Annotated in this window: 12 protein-coding genes; 6 read left to right on the forward strand and 6 right to left on the reverse strand. The window is 42.7% G+C overall.

Features of this window, described 5'->3' with window-relative positions:
- The first annotated feature begins 939 nt into the window (after positions 1-939).
- Positions 940-2,238 (forward strand): DUF3943 domain-containing protein, encoded by a 1,299-nt coding sequence (locus MUCPA_RS19100; protein ID WP_169316188.1) that lies wholly within the window; start codon positions 940-942, stop codon positions 2,236-2,238.
- Here the strand turns inward: MUCPA_RS19100 and MUCPA_RS19105 are convergent.
- Both MUCPA_RS19105 and MUCPA_RS19110 read right to left on the reverse strand, forming a co-directional pair.
- The gene (locus MUCPA_RS19105; RefSeq protein ID WP_008508665.1) at positions 2,235-3,050 is read right to left on the reverse strand and encodes a helix-turn-helix domain-containing protein; all 816 of its coding nucleotides are present in this window, start codon (positions 3,048-3,050) and stop codon (positions 2,235-2,237) included. The two genes, MUCPA_RS19100 and MUCPA_RS19105, sit on opposite strands and share 4 nt — an antisense overlap.
- Before the next feature lie 166 nt (positions 3,051-3,216).
- The gene (locus MUCPA_RS19110) at positions 3,217-4,092 is read right to left on the reverse strand and encodes an oxidoreductase (RefSeq protein WP_008508667.1); all 876 of its coding nucleotides are present in this window, start codon (positions 4,090-4,092) and stop codon (positions 3,217-3,219) included.
- 218 nt (positions 4,093-4,310) lie between these two features.
- Between MUCPA_RS19110 and MUCPA_RS19115 the strand changes: the two genes are divergently transcribed.
- The 4 genes from MUCPA_RS19115 to MUCPA_RS19130 all read left to right on the forward strand — a co-directional run bounded on the left by MUCPA_RS19115 (position 4,311) and on the right by MUCPA_RS19130 (position 11,714).
- On the forward strand, positions 4,311-6,728 hold the full coding sequence (locus MUCPA_RS19115; protein ID WP_008508668.1) for a TonB-dependent receptor: 2,418 nt from the start codon (positions 4,311-4,313) through the stop codon (positions 6,726-6,728).
- A 211-nt stretch (positions 6,729-6,939) separates the two neighbouring features.
- Complete coding sequence (locus MUCPA_RS19120) at positions 6,940-7,515, forward strand: Crp/Fnr family transcriptional regulator (RefSeq protein ID WP_008508670.1); 576 nt, start codon at positions 6,940-6,942, stop codon at positions 7,513-7,515.
- A 141-nt stretch (positions 7,516-7,656) separates the two neighbouring features.
- Entirely contained in the window at positions 7,657-8,724 is a 1,068-nt protein-coding gene (locus MUCPA_RS19125) for an SDR family oxidoreductase (RefSeq protein WP_008508672.1), read from the forward strand.
- A gap of 773 nt (positions 8,725-9,497) precedes the next feature.
- The gene (locus tag MUCPA_RS19130; protein WP_008508674.1) at positions 9,498-11,714 is read left to right on the forward strand and encodes a glycoside hydrolase family 3 C-terminal domain-containing protein; all 2,217 of its coding nucleotides are present in this window, start codon (positions 9,498-9,500) and stop codon (positions 11,712-11,714) included.
- 72 nt (positions 11,715-11,786) lie between these two features.
- On the opposite strand, the gene MUCPA_RS19135 is transcribed toward MUCPA_RS19130, so the two are convergent.
- The 4 genes from MUCPA_RS19135 to MUCPA_RS19150 form a co-directional block, all read right to left on the reverse strand.
- A complete protein-coding gene (locus tag MUCPA_RS19135) occupies positions 11,787-12,686 on the reverse strand; it encodes an IS3 family transposase (protein ID WP_157544163.1) in 900 nt (299 codons plus the stop codon).
- Complete coding sequence (locus tag MUCPA_RS19140; protein ID WP_008503751.1) at positions 12,608-13,129, reverse strand: helix-turn-helix domain-containing protein; 522 nt, start codon at positions 13,127-13,129, stop codon at positions 12,608-12,610. Before MUCPA_RS19140 ends, MUCPA_RS19135 begins: the two co-directional genes overlap by 79 nt.
- Positions 13,130-13,319: 190 nt before the next feature.
- Positions 13,320-15,368: a M13 family metallopeptidase gene (locus MUCPA_RS19145; protein ID WP_008508677.1), complete on the reverse strand. Its 2,049-nt coding sequence runs from the start codon at positions 15,366-15,368 to the stop codon at positions 13,320-13,322.
- Between the two features lie 268 nt (positions 15,369-15,636).
- On the reverse strand, positions 15,637-16,449 hold the full coding sequence (locus tag MUCPA_RS19150; protein WP_008508679.1) for a thiol-disulfide oxidoreductase DCC family protein: 813 nt from the start codon (positions 16,447-16,449) through the stop codon (positions 15,637-15,639).
- Between the two features lie 247 nt (positions 16,450-16,696).
- Between MUCPA_RS19150 and MUCPA_RS19155 the strand changes: the two genes are divergently transcribed.
- Positions 16,697-18,214, forward strand: a complete 1,518-nt coding sequence (locus MUCPA_RS19155; protein WP_008508681.1) for a hypothetical protein — start codon at positions 16,697-16,699, stop codon at positions 18,212-18,214.
- Positions 18,215-18,230: the final 16 nt, after the last annotated feature.

Below are 18,230 nucleotides of genomic sequence, written 5' to 3' on the forward strand. Positions count from 1 at the left end.
TTATCAATATCCTATACCTTCATAAGTAACAAGCCCGGCCAGCCGAAAAAAATGGCGATGATGTTTTGAACCTCCTTGATCTTCTCTTGTACACAGGCAAAGTGCGCAAAGGCCAGACTGCACGCCGGGCCGGGTGTTGCCGTGTGGGCGGAAGGATCGGGCAGTCTTGACGTTATTCACCTGTTGGTTGTTTTTTTAAGGTGTTCATGAGCTCCCTATGGTCGGTTTTGGTTACTTTTGTGTCAAGACAAATTGCGTTAGCAATCATTCACACCAAAAACAAACAACAGGTGAATAACGTAACAGCCCTTCACGCGGCGACTGAGCGTGCCGATGCTCAAAATTAAGAATACTGATTGTTGGAGCAAGAATAGCACATTGATTACCAGCGCACCTGATATGCTGTGGACTTACTGCGCGCAAAAGATCCCTCCTTCCGTCGGGATGACATAATTAGAGAATTTATCATTGACAATCAATGAGTTAGCATTTCGTTATTATGAACAGTAATTTGTTGGTTTGTTTTTCAATTTACCCATACTATTCGTGATAAGAGCCGTTTTTGTTTTAATTGTTTATTAATCAATTGCTTATCTGATTAAAATGGCCGGACTGTTAATCCATAAGCTACCATAGATAATGTGATTTATAACAGCCATAATTCAATTATGGGTTCAATCATGATTAATGGACGAGAATTACAAAACAAAATTTTGTAAAACTTGCTTTATGGTGTAATATAAGCAACCGGTTGGCGATGGCTATACATCGTTACTGTAGTTGTTGATCAAGAGAATGGCGCTACACCTTACTAAACAAAAAACATTTAAATTAATTGCAATCTCCCTAACCTGTTTATTAGGTTTGATTTTTTGTACACCCCCCGCACTTTTTGCACAGCAAATTATTGGTATTGGGCAACCGTTGGCTATGGATACCATGCCTAAAAGAGCTTTAAAAACAGATTTGCCGGATACCATTACCCATCAAAAGAAATTTGCCAAGGCAGCGGGTTTTTTAGTGTTAATGGAGGTATTGCCCTGGACATTTGATAAGTTTATTAAGAACGCCGATTACGCCCAAATTTCTTTTAAAACAGTTGGGCATAACCTAAACCCCGGGAGCTGGGCGTTTGATAATGACCCTTTTGGTACTAACCAGTTTGGGCACCCTTACCATGGTAGTTACTTTTTTAGCGCGTTCAGGGCCAATGGTTATACTTTCTGGGAAGCCGCACCTGCGGCTTTTGTAGGGAGCTATATCTGGGAAACAGCTGCCGAAAACCAGGCACCGTCACCCAATGATTTTGTGAATACCAGTTTTGGCGGCATCGTATTGGGCGAGATGACCTATCGCCTTTCCAACCGCATTATTAATAACCGTGCCCGGGGCTTTAAAAGGCAGGTAAGCGAGGTTTTGGGCTTTGTGGTTAATCCGATGAATGGTTTATCGCGCTTGCTGGATGGCCGTTGGGGTAGGGTAGCGGCTAACCCCGTAAGCCGAGATTCTACCAAAATAAGCGCCGAATTTGATGCCGGGCTTAGGCGTATAGAGGGAAGTAATAATGGTAAGCCCGGCTGGTACGGCCATGCTAAATTTTTGTACGGAAACTCTTACGAAAACTATAAGGAGCCATTCAGCAACATCTATATCAATACAGAATTCGGTAAAGATGATAGCTCAAAAGTAAATATCATAAGCGTGTACGGCTCGTTGATTGGCTGGAAAATAGGTTCAAATAATCATTACCAGCAGGTGGGGGTATTATCTGCCAATTACGATTACATCCGCAATCGCTCGTTTTTTTATAGCGGACAAAGTGTTAAGTTCAATCTGTTTACCAACTTCAATCTCTCGAGTAAAGTGAAAGTTAATACTTCGGTAGGAGTAGGCCCAATTATATTGGCCGCCGTGCCCGATCCTTATTTTTATAAAGGCCGAAATTACGATTACGGATCAGGCCTAAGTTATAGCGGCACCGGTGGAATCAGCTTTGCCGATAAACTTTTCATGACCGTCAACTACCGGGGCGGATGGCTCAAAACCGTTGATGGCAATTCGTCCCATTCTTTTTTACATACCGTTTCGGGCGAGTTGAGCTATATGTTTGTTAAAGGGCTTTCTATTTGTGCCGAACCTGGATATTTTGTGCTGAACGGCAAGTATAAACTGCAGGACGATGTTAATTCGCGCTATTCTTACCTACGTACATCGCTGCGCTATGCGGTTGTTTTTTAAAAGCGCTTATCCACAGGTTGGCTTGTTAGCCGTGACGGTGCTATACCGAAAGCCTTTTTAAATGCGAACGAAAAATGTGAGAAATCTTTGAAGCCCACTTCAAGGTAAACTTCGGACGATTTTCGTTTTTTTTCTTTAATGAGATAGTAGGCGTCATCTAATCGTTTTTGTTGCAGCCAGCGGTTGGGCGGTATATGGAATATCTTCTCAAAATCTCTTTTAAAAGTAGCCAGGCTCCTGCCGGTGAGGTAGGCAAAACGATTAATATCAACATTAAACTTATAATTCTGGTTCATATAGGCTTCCAGGTTAATTTTACCAGGTTCACTAAAATCAAACAAAGCATCCTGTAATGCCGGGTTGGTTTCCAGCAATAGCATAATACATTCTTTAACCTTCAGCGTAGTCAGTAATTTGTTGAGCTTGCCGGTATGATGAAGGTAAGGCCTTAACGAGTCGATGTAGTTTGTTAACAACGGTTTGGGCTGGAGTAGCAAAGTGTTTTCTCCTGTATAAGCATTTGTCATATGCAGGTTATGCTCGGCACTGAAGCTGCGTAAGGTATCCTGGTCCATCTCTATGGATACCGAGATAAATTCCCCGCCTGGGGGTGGTTGCTTCTCAAACCGGCACAACTGGTTTTTTCTGAAAAATCTGAAATCCCCTGCTTTAAAGTGAAAATTTTGATCGCCAACCTGCATTTCCTGGCTTCCTGATACGATGTAGCTAAACACATGGTTGGGTATAAACTGCTCACCATCACGGCTGATATGCGCATAGCAGGAATATAAGATTTTTGGCGATTCTTCCATGTGATCAGATATGGGTATTGAGATAGGAGTATGGAGACATTTGCATATTTAAAGATAACATAATCAAGGCGGCTTTCTGCCGGTAACCATATATCGTATAAAATACCTGCACGTTAATCATCATATAGATCAAATCGATGGGCATCGCAATACGCCCATCGCAATACTACTTCAACATCGCCTTGCCCAATGCTGTTTCCAAGAAGTTTGACGATTCATCATGATCCGTGGATGTGCTAACCATCATCCATTTTTCCATCTCGGCCTGCCTGGCGGCATTGGCTTGTTTTAGTATGGCAATGGCTTCGCTGCCTAATACCAAATGCACCGGCGGTTCAGGGTGGTTTGCCAGTTCCAAAATAACTTTGGCTGCCTTTTCCGGATCGCCCATCGGTACAAATTTACCACTCAAAATATAATCGGCTCTTTGGCCAACTGTTAATTCATAACCTTCTACCGGTGGCGCATAAGTCATGGATGCACCGGCCCAATCGGTGCGGAAACCACCCGGCTCAACACTGGTTACATGGATGCCAAGCGGCGCTACCTCTTTGGCCAATGCTTCGCTAAATCCGCTCAATCCAAATTTGGCAGCCTGGTACATGGTTAAGCCTGCGTTGCCCACCCGGCCACCTATCGAACTGATTTGTAAAATGCGGCCTGAGCGTTGCTTGCGCATATAGGGCAATACCGCGCGGGTAACTTGGATAGGCGCGTACAGGTTAGTTTCCAACTGGCTCTTTACCTGGTCATCTGTAAAAGCTTCTGCCGCGCCAATGATACCAAAGCCCGCGTTATTTACCAATACATCAATTTTTCCAAACTTGGCTATAGCGTCGGTTACCGCTTGATCAATCTCGTTGTGCTGGGTTACATCCAATTGAATAGGATAAATTTGCCCCGGATATTTTTCAACAAGGTCATTTAATTGTTCCGGCTTGCGGGCTGTTGCCGCCACCTGATCTCCCTTAGCCAGCACTGCTTCTGTAAGGCTGCGCCCCAATCCTCTGGAGCTGCCTGTTATAAACCAAATCTTTGTCATATTATCTGAATTTTATACCACAAAGATAGGCCTGCTTGCAAGGGTGGGTTTTGTTGTAAAGCTCAATGTATTTTGTTGTGGAGACCAAGAGCAAAAAAAAGTAGCGTCACTAAAGCAAAAGGCAGTTAATTTTAATTGTATCCAGTTTAAATAAAAATAATTTGTTTTTAAGGTTTGCTGGTTGTAGTTTTGGCCTTATTTAAAATTAGTCTAAATAAATGAAGCAATACAATTACCTCAAAACCTTATCGGCATTCCTTCTGCTGCTTGTTTGTTCTTTAACCGCGCTCGGCCAACAGGTACGGGGCACTATTCGGGGAAGAATCGTGACGAATAAAAATGAACCTGCCGAAAATGTATCGGTTGTGTTAAAAGGAACCAACTACGGTACGGTTACTAACGATGACGGTAAATTCCAGTTCCGCGTTCCGGCAGGGAGTTATACCCTGGTAGTATCCCACGTCAATCTCAGAAACCAGGAATTGCCTGTTAGCGTAATTACAGGGCGGCTTACGCAAGTTCCGGTAATTGTGGTGTCGGCAAATGTAAGCTCACTACGCGAAATCAGCGTTAACGGCGAAAAAACCAATAAGTTTGTACGCAAGCGCAGTGATGATGTAGCTAAAATGCCGCTGGATAACCTGGAGAATCCGCAGGTTTACAGCAGTGTGGGGAAAGAGTTATTGCAGGAGCAAGCGGTGTTTTCTGCGGACGACGCGATCAGGAATGTGCCGGGTATAACCAGATTGTGGGCACCTACAGGCCGGGCCGGTGATGGGGGGAGTTATTTTACGTTACGCGGTTTTTCGGTGCAAACTTCTTTACGAAACGGCATTAGCGGCTTGGTTACAAATACCGTAGATGCTGCAAATTTGGAGAAACTCGAAGTAGTTAAGGGCCCATCGGGTACGCTTTACGGCAGCAGTCTCATCTCTTTTGGGGGCTTAATTAACAGGGTTACCAAAAAGCCTTTTGAAAATACAGCAGGCGAAATTACATACGCAGGCGGCAGTTACAACTTCAACCGTATCAGCGTTGATTATAATACCCCGATAGACTCTGCTAAAAAAGCACTGTTACGTATCAATAGCGCGTATAACAGCACCGGCAGTTTTCAGGATAATGGTTTTAACAAAAACTTTGTTTTTGACCCCAGCTTTAGCTATAAAGTTAGCGACCGCTTAACCTTATCTTTTGACGCCGAAATTAGCCACGGAACAGGTACAACCCCGCCGATATTCTATTTTGCATCCACCATTGCCGATCTGGGGGTGAGTAGTGCCGACCAATTAAATATCAACTATAAACGAGCCTATCAGGCCAATGACCTGGTCACTACTTCAGACAATGTAAATTTTTACGGTAAGGTTGATTACAAGATCTCCGATAGCTGGCAGTCGCAAACTTCTTTTTCTACCACCAATAGCAGTTCCTCGGGCTATGAACCTTACTTCTACCTGTTGGCAGGTAATAATTCAATCGCGCGCGACGTTTGGGCCATCGACGGCAATGTCAATACTTTACAAATACAACAAAATTTTGCAGGTGATTTTAAAATTGCGGGCCTGCGTAACAGGTTACTAATAGGGCTCGACTTTTTAAAGCAAACCGCTAACCTGAAATACAGCGATCCTAATTCTGGTTCTGATGCTTTTGATGTGATTAATTTAAAAGGCCCTATACCCACCTATAATAACTTTAATAAAGCCAAAGTAGATTCTTTGTTTCAAAACTTGCCTTTATCAACTACTTACAGCCGCTATAATAATTATACCTATAGCGCCTATGTATCGGATGTATTGAACATTACCGATAACCTATCGGCAATGGCCAGTTTAAGGATTGATTACTTTGATAGCAAAGCCATTGATAATCCGGCAACGGGCTCCAGCAGTAATAGTTACCACCAGGTAGCCTTGTCGCCAAAGTTTGGTTTGGTTTATCAATTGGTGAAAAATCATGTTTCGCTGTTTGGCAATTACATGAACGGTTTTAGCAATACAACGCCCGGAACCGATTTTTACGGTAAAAGCTTTAAACCAGAACAGGCTAACCAATTAGAGGGTGGTATTAAACTGGATGTGTTTAACGGCAAACTAAGCAGCACCATCAGCTATTATGATATTAAGGTAAAGGATATTATCAAAGCCGATCCAAGCCATGCCAATTTTTCAATTCAGGACGGCTCACAATATAGCCGCGGCTTTGAGGCGGAGGTAATTGCCAACCCTGTTAAAGGCCTTAACATTGTGGCCGGTTATTCGCATAATAATAGCCTGATGACTAATTCGAGCCCGACTTATGATAATGGCCGCAGGCCGCAAACGGCGGGCCCGGCTAACTCGGCTAACTTTTGGGCCAGCTATACGCTAATAGCCGGAAATGCCAAGGGATTAGGCCTTGGTTTTGGCGGTAATTACTCAGGCGATAACCAGGTGATTAATAACGCTTATAACGGGGTATTTACCCTGCCATCATTTACGGTGTTGAACACTGGCGTTTTCTATAATAAAGAAAAATACCGTTTGGCTGTAAATGTTAACAATTTAACCAATAAAGAGTATTGGATAGGTTATACTACGGTTAATCCGCAGATGCTCAGGCAAGTGATAGCCAGCCTGAGCTACAAATTTTAAAATCCAACCAAATAATATTGAGACACCGCTGGCCCGACTTATAACCGGGCCAGTGGCGTTAATTCTAATTCTTCGTGTACCACATGAGACATATATACAGAGTAGATCGTTTGGTTAAGCTGATCATAAAAGGATAGCTATGCTCTAATCAATCTTATTTATACTTTTTGCCGATTTAAACTTATGTTTACTATGGCTAACGTTATTGCTGATGCAAGGGATAGAAGAAATTTTACGTAGACAAATTGAGAAGATCGTAGAACTTACGGATGATGAATTTCATTTTATATTGTCGCACTTTACTATAAAGAGTTTCAAAAAGCATCAATATGTTGTTCAGGCGGGAAATCCGACACTAAACGACCATTTTGTTGTGAAGGGTTTGCTAAGGTCGTTTTATTTAGATGAAGCGGGTAAGAGCCATATTTTACAATTTGCGATGGAGGATTGGTGGATATCCGACCCGCAAGCCTACCACAACGGCGGAAATGCAACCCTGAACATCGACTGCCTGGAAGATACTCAGGTGTACATGATAACATTAGAAAACCGGGAAAAGCTTTGTGCAGAGTTGAGGAAGATGGAGTTCTTTTTCAGGAAAAAAACACAAGCCGGATACATTGCGCTCCAAAAGCGCATCCAATCGCTGATGAGCCAAACGGCCAAAGAGCGATACGATCAATTTTTACATTTATATCCCCAGCTATCACAACGTGTGCCCAAAACACTGATAGCGTCATACTTAGGTATTTCGCGGGAAACGCTAAGCCGTATGGCCGAACATTAGTGTTAAACGTAATGCTATTGCTGCTCAAGGCGCATAAAAAAACAGTGTGATCTACCGCACACGGTTTTTGTGAGGTATGTCCTGTGCCGGTTCTGGTTAATTACGCAATTTGCGTCCGTAATAAAATTAACAAGCACCATTATGGAACAAATAGCATTAGTTGTTGGGGCAAGCGGTATTACCGGGAGTAATTTGGCCGAAAGCCTGATTGCCAAGGGATGGATAACCTACGGCTTGGCCCGGAAACCCAACCATGACATCAAAGATTTAAAGCCGGTTTCGGCCGATCTCTTAAATATAGATAGCCTTAAAGCCGCCTTGGCAGATGTGTATCCAACTCATGTTTATATCACCAGCTGGATGCGGAACGATACCGAAGCTGAGAATATCAGGGTGAACAGTTTGATGATCCGTAATTTATTAAACGTATTATCCACAAAGCATACCGTGCAACATGTTGCCCTGGTTACCGGTTTAAAGCACTACCTGGGTCCGTTTGAAGCTTATGCCAAAGAAGGCTTTTTGCCCGAAACCCCATTACGCGAAGAGCATCCAAGGCTTAACATAGAGAACTTTTACTATGCCCAGGAAGATGAGGTATATGCCGCGGCTGCCCGCGACGGCTTTACCTGGAGCATTCATCGCCCGCACACTGTTATTGGCAAGGCCGTAGGCAATATGATGAACCTGGGTACTACCCTGGCGGTGTACGCAACAATTTGTAAAGAAACGGGCCGCCCTTTTATCTGGCCCGGCTCGGCAGCGCAGTGGAATGGCTTATCAGATGTTACAGATGCCAGGGTACTGGCCGAACAGTTGATCTGGGCGTCAACTACGGAGGCCGCGCGTAATGAGGCATTCAATGTGGTTAATGGTGATGTTTTCCGCTGGAGTTGGTTATGGAAACAATTGGCTGCTTTTTTTGGAATCGAAGCGATAGGCTACGAAGGAACAATCCGCCCACTCGAAAAAGAAATTGCGAACGATGGCCCGGTCTGGAAAAAAATAGCCGAAAAATACCAATTGAAAGAGGCTGATTTAAGTCGGCTGGCCTCAGCCTGGCACACCGATCTGGACCTTGGACGGCCAATTGAGGTAATGACGGATATGTCAAAGAGCCGCAAACTTGGATTTACAGTTTTTCAAAAAACAGACGAGTCGTTTTACGATCTGTTTGAACAGTTGCGCAAAGACGAATTGATACCATAAATGCTACCGGCATTGATTACTTGAACAACATGATTTAAACTGCGCCCCTCATTGCGTTCGGAAATCAGCAGGTTTATTGCAGTTTTTTACATTGCAACCATATAGCGCAATCGATACCAAGCATTCCCGGTTGGCAACACCCCGATAAATAAGGCCGTTGCCAACCTTATTGAAAACTCTCGCCAGGCGCCAATCTTACTTCCCCAACCGTTTTCCTCTTCCGCATCGTCAAAAAGTATAACCATTTTTCCTTGTCGAAAAACAGGCTTTAATATTTTTTAAATCGGTTGCATTGTTAAATATTGTAGTATATTTATTCATTGATCAGCGTTAATGCTTTGGTCAATTGTAAACCAATTATAAATAACTATTAGTTGTACTGGTGGAGTTTAAATGTTGATAACCAACCTCCATTGGCAAAAAGATAAGTAAAAAGACCGAGAAAATGTTTAGGAAGATTACCGGAATTGCACATCAAATCAGTTTCATACTAACCTTTTTTACCGGTAAGGCTACCGAGCAGTTACCTTGCAATTTAGCTTACCCGGCCGGTTTTACCTGAGCAATATTCCAGCGCAAAGTTTATGCTATCGTCATCTGATGATCTAAGCACTATTGATCGGGCTGCGCCCGAATCAAAGACATAATGTACTTAAAGGATTAATTTCTAAAAACTTCTGCAACATGTTATACCGCACCAGCCTGGGTATTTAACTTTTATTTTACGGATATAAACCAACAACCTATTCAATTGAAACAAACATTATATGAGAATGAAAAAATCAATCACGCTGAGTTTAGGCATGCTTTTTTTAACACTGATCCTATTTCTTTCCTTTAAACCACAAAATCATACCTACAAATATCCGTTTAATAACCCCGCTTTAAGTATGGACGAACGGGTTGCTGACCTGGTTGGCAGAATGACGCTGGAAGAAAAAGTAAGCCAGATGCTTAATTCGGCTCCGGCAATAGAAAGGCTTGGAGTACCCGCCTACAATTGGTGGAACGAGTGTTTGCACGGTGTTGCCCGTACACCGTTTAAAGTAACGGTATATCCGCAGGCTATTGCTATGGCCGCTACCTGGGATAAAACATCGATGCATGTGATGGGCGATTATACGGCTGAAGAGGGTCGTGCTGTGTATAATGAGAGCATCAAAAATGATAAGCATGACATTTACCTGGGGCTAACTTACTGGACACCCAATATCAATATTTTCCGCGATCCGCGATGGGGCCGGGGCCAGGAAACTTATGGCGAGGACCCGTTTTTAACAGGCGAGATGGGGAGCGCTTTTGTAAAGGGGCTTCAGGGCGACGATCCGAGGTATTTAAAAGCGGCTGGTTGTGCCAAACATTACGCGGTACATTCAGGCCCCGAAGATTTAAGACATAAATTCAATACTGATATCAGCGACTACGACCTTTGGGATACTTATCTCCCTGCTTTCCGCAAGTTGGTAGTAGATGCCAAAGTAACCGGCGTAATGTGTGCATATAACGCGTTTAAGGGCCAGCCTTGCTGTGGAAGCGATTTGTTGATGAACAGTATTTTGCACGATAAGTGGAAATTTACAGGTTATGTTACATCAGATTGCGGTGGTATTGACGATTTTTACAGGGAGAATACACATCAAACACAGCCGGATGCGGAGAGCGCCGCAGCCGATGCGGTTCTGCACGGCACAGATGTAGAATGTGGAAATGTAACCTATAAATCATTAGTGAAAGCTGTTAAGGATGGCAAATTGAGCGAGAAACAAATTGATCAATCGCTCAAAAGATTGTTTTCGGTGCGTTTTAAACTGGGAATGTTTGATCCTGCCGATGCGGTTAAGTACAACCAGATTGGCAAAGATGCTTTGGAAGCTCCTGCACATGGGGCGCAGGCTTTAAAAATGGCGCATCAGTCAATCGTATTGCTCAAAAACGAGGGTAACCTGCTTCCATTAAGTAAAAACCTTAAAAAAATTGCCGTATTAGGGCCAAATGCCGATAACGCGGTTAGTGTGCTGGGCAATTATAATGGCACTCCATCGCGTATAGTAACAGCGCTTCAGGGTATCAAGAACAAATTGCCAGCAGGTACCGAAGTGATTTATGATAAAGCAGTAGATTATGTGGCCGACTCGGCTGCCAGGTATAATTATGCCGCTATGGCCGCTAAAGTAAAAGATGCAGACGCGATTATTTATATCGGCGGTATCTCGCCGGAACTGGAAGGGGAGGAGATGCCTGTAAGTAAGCCCGGCTTTCATGGTGGCGACCGCAGTACTATTTTATTGCCAGGCGTGCAAACCGAATTATTAAAAGCGCTTAAGGCCACCGGTAAACCTGTTGTTTTTGTGATGATGACCGGATCGGCCATTGCCACTCCATGGGAAGCAGAAAATCTGCCAGCCATTGTAAATGCCTGGTATGGTGGACAGGCCGCAGGGACGGCTATTGCTGATGTGCTTTTTGGCGACTATAACCCCGCCGGTCGCCTTCCGGTAACTTTTTATGGTAGCGATAAGGATTTGCCCTCGTTTACCGATTATTCGATGGATAACCGCACGTATCGCTATTTTAAAGGAAAACCTTTATACGCCTTTGGCTATGGTTTGAGCTATTCCAAATTTGAGTATGCGCCACTGGATGCACCCTTAACTTTAAAAGCAGGTGAGGCATTAACCGTACATGTTAAGGTAACCAATAAGAGTAAGATGGATGGCGAAGAAGTTACCGAGTTATACCTGTCGCACATCGGCATAAAACAAAAAACCGCCATAAGGGCTTTAAAAGGTTTTGAGCGTACATTGATTAAAGCCGGCGAAACCAAGGATATTACTTTTAAGCTTTCTTCTGCTGATCTGTCTATCACGGATTTAAACGGTAACCTGGTAAAGGCGTCTGGAAAGATAGCCATCAGCGTTGGTGGCAGTCAGCCGGATAAAGCCACCGCATTGTCCAAGAAAACCGTAACCAAAACGTTCGAGATTATTTAATGCAATTTTTGCTGAACTTTACTGAGGCTGCCCATTGTGGTGTGACCCCAAAAAGTTGGACAGTTTACAAAATTAAGTTTTTTGTACGAGAGCTCGGTATTCCACCGGGCTCTTTCCATTTAACCTGTTTTTTATTCTTTCATTGTTATAGTAATGAATGTATTCTTTTAACGAAGTTATAAATTCTTCCGCAGTTTCAAAGCTCTGTTTGTACAGTAATTCTGTCTTTAAGATCCCAAAGAAGCTTTCGGCCAAGGCATTATCCAAGCAGTTTCCCTTTCTGGACATGCTTTGAATAATTCCATGTTTTTCCAAAGCCTTTCTATATCCATAATGTTGATATTGCCACCCTTGGTCAGAGTGAGAAATAAGTCCCCTTATATCTTTCACTTTATCAAAAGCCTCATATAACATTTCATCTATCATCTGCATATTTGGAGATTTTGAAATACTATAAGAAATGACTTCCCCGTTGAACATGTCAATTATAGGAGATAAATAGATCTTCTCCCCTTTAACGTTCATCTGAGTGACATCCGTAGCCCATTTCTGATTAGGCAGATTTGCCTCAAAATCCCTTTCAAGTACATTAGGGGCAATTTTACCAACCTCACCTTTGTATGAGCGATAACTTACTTTCCTGATATTGCATTTTAGGCCTAATGTTCCCATCAATTTTTGGACAGTCTTGTGATTTATGCTATAACCCCGGTTCTTCATTTCGGCGGTGACCCGCCGATAACCATATCTGCCTTTATGCAAGTGGTATATACTTGCGATCTCTTCTTTTTCATGCTTGTATTTATCATCATTTAGGCGCTTGCGATGATAATAAAATACAGAACGAGCCATCTGTTTGCAATCCAATAGAATTGAAACATCATGTTCGGGCCTTAGTTCTTCGATGGCTTTTGCCCACTCATGCGTTCGCGGGCTTCTTTTTCCTTGACTAAGGCCGTGACTTTTTTTAATAGTGCGTTCTCCGCCCGCAAACGGCTATTTTCCGCCTGGAGCTTCTCTACTTCTGTTTCAGGTTCAAGCTTCTTTGATCTTCCCATGCATTTAGGTGGTCGTCCAGGATTCTTTTGCTGGTATAGTACTGCATATCCCTCAACCCGTACTGATCTTACCCAGCGCTCTAAAGCAGTCTTGCTTAATCTATATTCCAGAACAACCTGATTTAAAGGTACTTTTTTTTCTATGACAAGCCTTACAACTTCTTCTTTGAAATCAGGCGTGGGCTTGACGTTAGGTTGTTTGAGCAGCCCACTTTCGCCATAAAGATCATATTTCCGAACCCATTCCAATATCATGCCTTCACGGATATGGCGTTCGCGGGATATCCGTAGAATCGGCTTTCCCTTTCTTACTTGAGAAACTACATCAAGTTTCTCTTCAAATGTGTGCTTTGACATAAATAATAAACCCCAAAAGTTTTTGTCTAACTTTTGGGGTTCACTTCATTGGGGCGGCCTTTTTATTTTTACGTTCTGACTCCTAAAATAGCAGATACTTCCAATATCTGTCGGCATGTATTTCGCTTTATAAAAAAAGCCTTGATCCGAATCCAGATCAAGGCTTTTTTGTGCTTGCGCTCAGGTTAAACTACCAAACTTTAACGCGTTCGTTTTCGGGTCTGTAAAGCTTATCGCCTGGCTTAACGTTAAATGCCTTGTAAAATTCGGGCATATTAGATAACGGCCCGTTAACGCGGTACATTTCAGGTGAGTGTGGGTCAACACTGATGCGCATTCTTAAGCGTTCATCGCGGTTTTTAATGCGCCATACCTGGCCAAAGGCTAAAAAGAAGCGTTGATCTGGCGTGAAGCCGTCAATCTTTTTATCGCTCTTACCTTGCTCTGTGTTCTTAAAGGCTTGGTAGGCAATAGCCAAACCACCAATATCGGCCAGGTTTTCACCCTGTGTAAGGCTTCCGTTTACATGCAGGTCGTTCAGTACGGTATATTTATTGTATTGGTCAATTACCACTTGCACTTTAGTTTTAAACTTGGCAGCATCTTCTGGTGTCCACCAGTCTTTCAGGTTTCCGTCCTTATCATATTGGCGGCCCTGGTCGTCAAAGCCGTGAGTCATTTCGTGGCCAATTACAGCGCCTATCGCGCCATAGTTAATAGCATCGTCGGCATCCTTATCAAAGAAAGGGAACTGTAAAATTCCTGCCGGAAATACAATCTCGTTGAAGGCCGGGTTGTAATAGGCATTCACGGTAGGCGGGGTCATGCCCCATTCTGTTTTATCCACAGGCTTGCCTAACTTACCAACCATCTCTTTAAAATCGTGTTTGGCTATCGATTGCAGATTTTTGTAATAAGTGCCTTTGTTAATTTCAACATCGTCATATTTTTTCCATTTATCAGGATAGCCTATTTTTTTAGTAAAGGCATCTAATTTAGCAATGGCGCGTTTTTTTGTATCCGCACTCATCCAGTCTAATTTTTCTATACGCGAGTGGTAAACAGTTTGCAGGTTATTAACCAGGTCGAGCATTCGTTTTTTAGCATCTGCGGTGAAGTATTTCTCAACATATAGCTGTCCGAGTAATTCGCCCAGGCTGCCATCCACATTGGTCGCCATTTTTTTCCAGCGTTCCTTTTGCTTTTTTTGTCCGCTTAAGGTTTTGCCAAAAAACTCAAAGTTGGCATCTCTGAAACTTTTACTCAATGCGTTTGATGCATCGCTTAAAGCGGTAAACTTTAATTTGTTTTTCCATACATCAATTGGCTGCGATTTAAGCAAACCATCCAAAGCCTTGAAGTATTTAGGCTGACCTACTAAAATGGTATCTACCTTTACATCCAGTTTGCCCAATATAGCCTTTAGATCGATGTCTGGAATTTGTTTTTGGAAATCGCTTACGGTAAATTTATTATAGTTTTTTACCGGGTCGCGTAGCTCAACAGGGGTTAAGTGCGAACCGGCAATAGCGGTTTCCAGTTTTAAAATATCGTCGGCTTGTTTAGCGGCAGTAGCGGCATCGGTGCCGGTTAGGGTAAATAGCTTGGCTATATAATTAACATACTGTTTACGGATGTTTTGGCTGGCGCTGTCAGTTTTAAAATAGTAGTCGCGGTTAGGTAAACCTAAACCGGCCTGGGTGAAATTAACGGCATACTTGGTGCTGATCCTGTCATCCGGAGAAACATAAAAACCCAATAAAAAACCGTCTCCGTCTTTATATCCTTCAGCGGAAAGGCTAATTAATTGTTTATAATCTTTTACAGCGTCTATTTTAGCTAACAAAGGTTTTACGGGTTCGTAACCTGATTTTTCGATAGCTACAGTATCCATGCCACTGGCGTAAAAGTCGCCAACCTTTTGTTCTTTGCTTCCTGCCGGGCTATCAGCGGTGGTTAGGCCCTCCAATATTTTACGCAGGTTTTTTTGATTTTCGTCGTACAGGGTATAGAAGGATCCCCATCCGGTTTCTGAAGCAGGAATCTCTGTTTTTTTCATCCAGGCGCCGCTGGTGTACAAGAAAAAGTTATCGCCGGGCTTAACGGTAGTATCCATTCCGGATTTATCAAAAAACACCGTCCGCGCAGGCGCATCTGCCGAACTGCTTGTTGATTTGTTAGTGCATGACGCGGCAATAACGCAGGGAATTGCCAGCCATAAATAAGAACTTACTTTCATAAATGATAATTAATTTTTTAAAGAGGTCGGGATAAAGTTAATAGTTTTTTGATGAAAATTTAACTTAGTGAAATGGCTTGACTTAACTTATCTGGCATAGAATATTTATTGCCATGATTTGCATTAGGGGCGTGTCAACGATAAAATATCGGTTATCATTTAATCAAAGGCATTAACACTTGACCAGGAATTACGATTTTGACTCCGGACTCCCGACTAAGTACTCTTGACTTAACACGATGCGTGTTGCTGAATATTTACTGGCAAATTATACCAACAATAATACTAAAACCAGTAAGCGATAAATTACCCATGTACAGGTTAAGCCCCAGCCGATATTTAACAATTTGCTTCTGCGGATATGTTCTAAAAACATCATCGCCGCTATCAGCATAAAGTACCCTGTAAACAGCAGTGGCTGATGGTTCAACCACTTGCTCGCGGCGATGGCTGGCAGTAACAATAAGCTGCCTGCAAAAGATATCGTCATCAGGTTGCCCAGATACTTCCATAATTTGTTGTGGGCTACAAGGCTGATTATTGCAGCCTGGAAAATGATTTGGCCTCCGCAGATCAAATATTCGCGATACCCATTCCCCGGTGAAACCACGCCGTTGAGTAAGGGCGCATAATGGCTTAATATAACACTTGTAATTAACCACGTAAACAACAAATAAGCTATGCGATAATGCTTTTTAAAGGTGGGTTGTATGTCGGAATGATTTGAAGATACAGGAATGATAACTCGGCGGTTGTATGATATAAAAGCGTATACTTTGCTCATTAACCATATAAATGGCTTAAAATGTAACAGGGGCTTAAATAATGGAAAAGAGTATGCTATAATTTTAAACAAGCTTTGAATGCCATAGCTTACCTCGCCACTGGTTTTGTCAACCAGTGCTATTTCGTTAACAGCCCTTTGCCTGTCAACATAAGGGCAAATGTCTTCTGGCATTTGCTGATAAGCCTCCCTGCCATGGGCATCGAGCATACCCGTACGTACAAATGCTTTAGTATAAATATGGCACATGGGGCATTCTGCATCGTAAAGGATAGTATGGTTTGCTAAAGTTTTCATGACTTTGCTGATTGATGTTTATTTTGCTATGAGTATGGATTGTTGATTTCCAATTGACGCTACAAATATCGGATTTAAATTTAATTTTCAGTAATTATTGAAAATTAAATTATCTTATTGTTTCATCTTTAGGTGATTAAAACCAACGTTATAGTCAACCATGATTAGCCCAGTTTGCTATCGCTGTGGGTTTAACACAGTAAAATATTTATCTTAGCCGCATTCAGGTTAACTATATTCGAATGCTATGCCCCAAAACTTAACCTTTCGTGGTTTTTTTGCACAACATGCAGACTCACTTATAGCGGCCGCCGCCGGTTTTTTTGTATTGACGTTTTTTACACGGTACAGTGGTATCGGTATTTCGCCCGATTCCGTGATGTATATCAGCGGAGCACGCAATATGAACGCTCATAAGGCTTTCACCTATTTCAATAACGATCCTTTGGTGGCCTTCCCGCTTTTTTATCCCACATTTTTAGGCATCTTTTTATTTATTACCGGTATTGACCCGGTAGTGCTCGGCCCTGTATTAAACGGGTTATTATTTGCAGGGCTTATCTTGATGGTAGGCTTTGTGGTAGAGCGCTTTACTTTCCGTTCCAAATGGTATAAATGGTTTGTGCTGCTGGCTATTGTGCTTAGCCCTTCATTGCTCGAGATCTATTCCATGCTATGGTCCGAAACCTTATTTATTGTATGGACTCTGGTATTTATCATCGCCTACAGGCATTATATCAAAACCCATACTGTAGTTGCTTTAATTATTGTGGCCTGTATTACTGCTTTAGCTTGTATAACGCGTTATGCCGGTGTAACGCTGATAGGCACCGGTGGGATGTTGTTGTTATTTGATCCGCAACTGAAGCTTAAAAATAAAATAGGACAGATTTTACTTTTCGGTTTGATCTCTATTTCCCTATTGGCCGCCAACCTGATCCATAACGCAGCGGTTACCCATACCGGAACCGGCCCACGCTATAAATCGCTTACCTCGCTAAGCGAAAACATGCACTACTTTGGCACCGTAATGTGCGATTGGTTTACCTTATCGCCCCATCAATATAACCTGGCTTTTACCATTACGCTATTGCTGGTTGTTGGTTTTGTGGCCGCGTTTCTGTATCACGCCTTTAAAAAGCGTGGCCTATACGGATCGTATGAAAACATCATTATAGCCTTTTTTATTGTTTATGGCCTTTTCATGATCATCTCGGCCACCATATCCCGCTACGAGCGAATTAACAATCGTTTATTATCTCCGTTGTTTATACCGCTTTTATTGGGATGTACTTACTGGATAGTTTCTGTTATCCGGAAGCAGGATAAAAAGCTGCGCAGGATTTTGATGGTACTGAGCCTGGGGATTGCCCTGCTTTTTGGCTATGGGGAAGTTACCACCGATTTGCAGCGTTATGACGATCAGAGCGATTATGGCACACCCGGCTATACCGATGATACCTGGAATAAATCAGAACTGATTAAAGTGATGAAAACACACCCCGATCTGTTTAAACCCGGGTATCCCATTTATAATAACGCCTGTGAGGCATTCTATTTTTTCACGGGCAAAAGCTCTGTTTACATTCCGAAGCCTACCGAACCTAAACAAATGGCGCAGTTTGATCAACAGCCGCATGGTTATATAGTGGTGTTTAACAACCTGCCCGATCCGGCTTTGTTAACCGTACCACAGATACAGCAACATAAAAAACAGCTTAAAACTTTATACCAGTTTGAAGACGGCGGTATTTACGAGTTTTAGTACTCCTGGCCTGTGA

This window comes from Mucilaginibacter paludis DSM 18603 (genome assembly GCF_000166195.2).
Taxonomy (GTDB): domain Bacteria; phylum Bacteroidota; class Bacteroidia; order Sphingobacteriales; family Sphingobacteriaceae; genus Mucilaginibacter; species Mucilaginibacter paludis.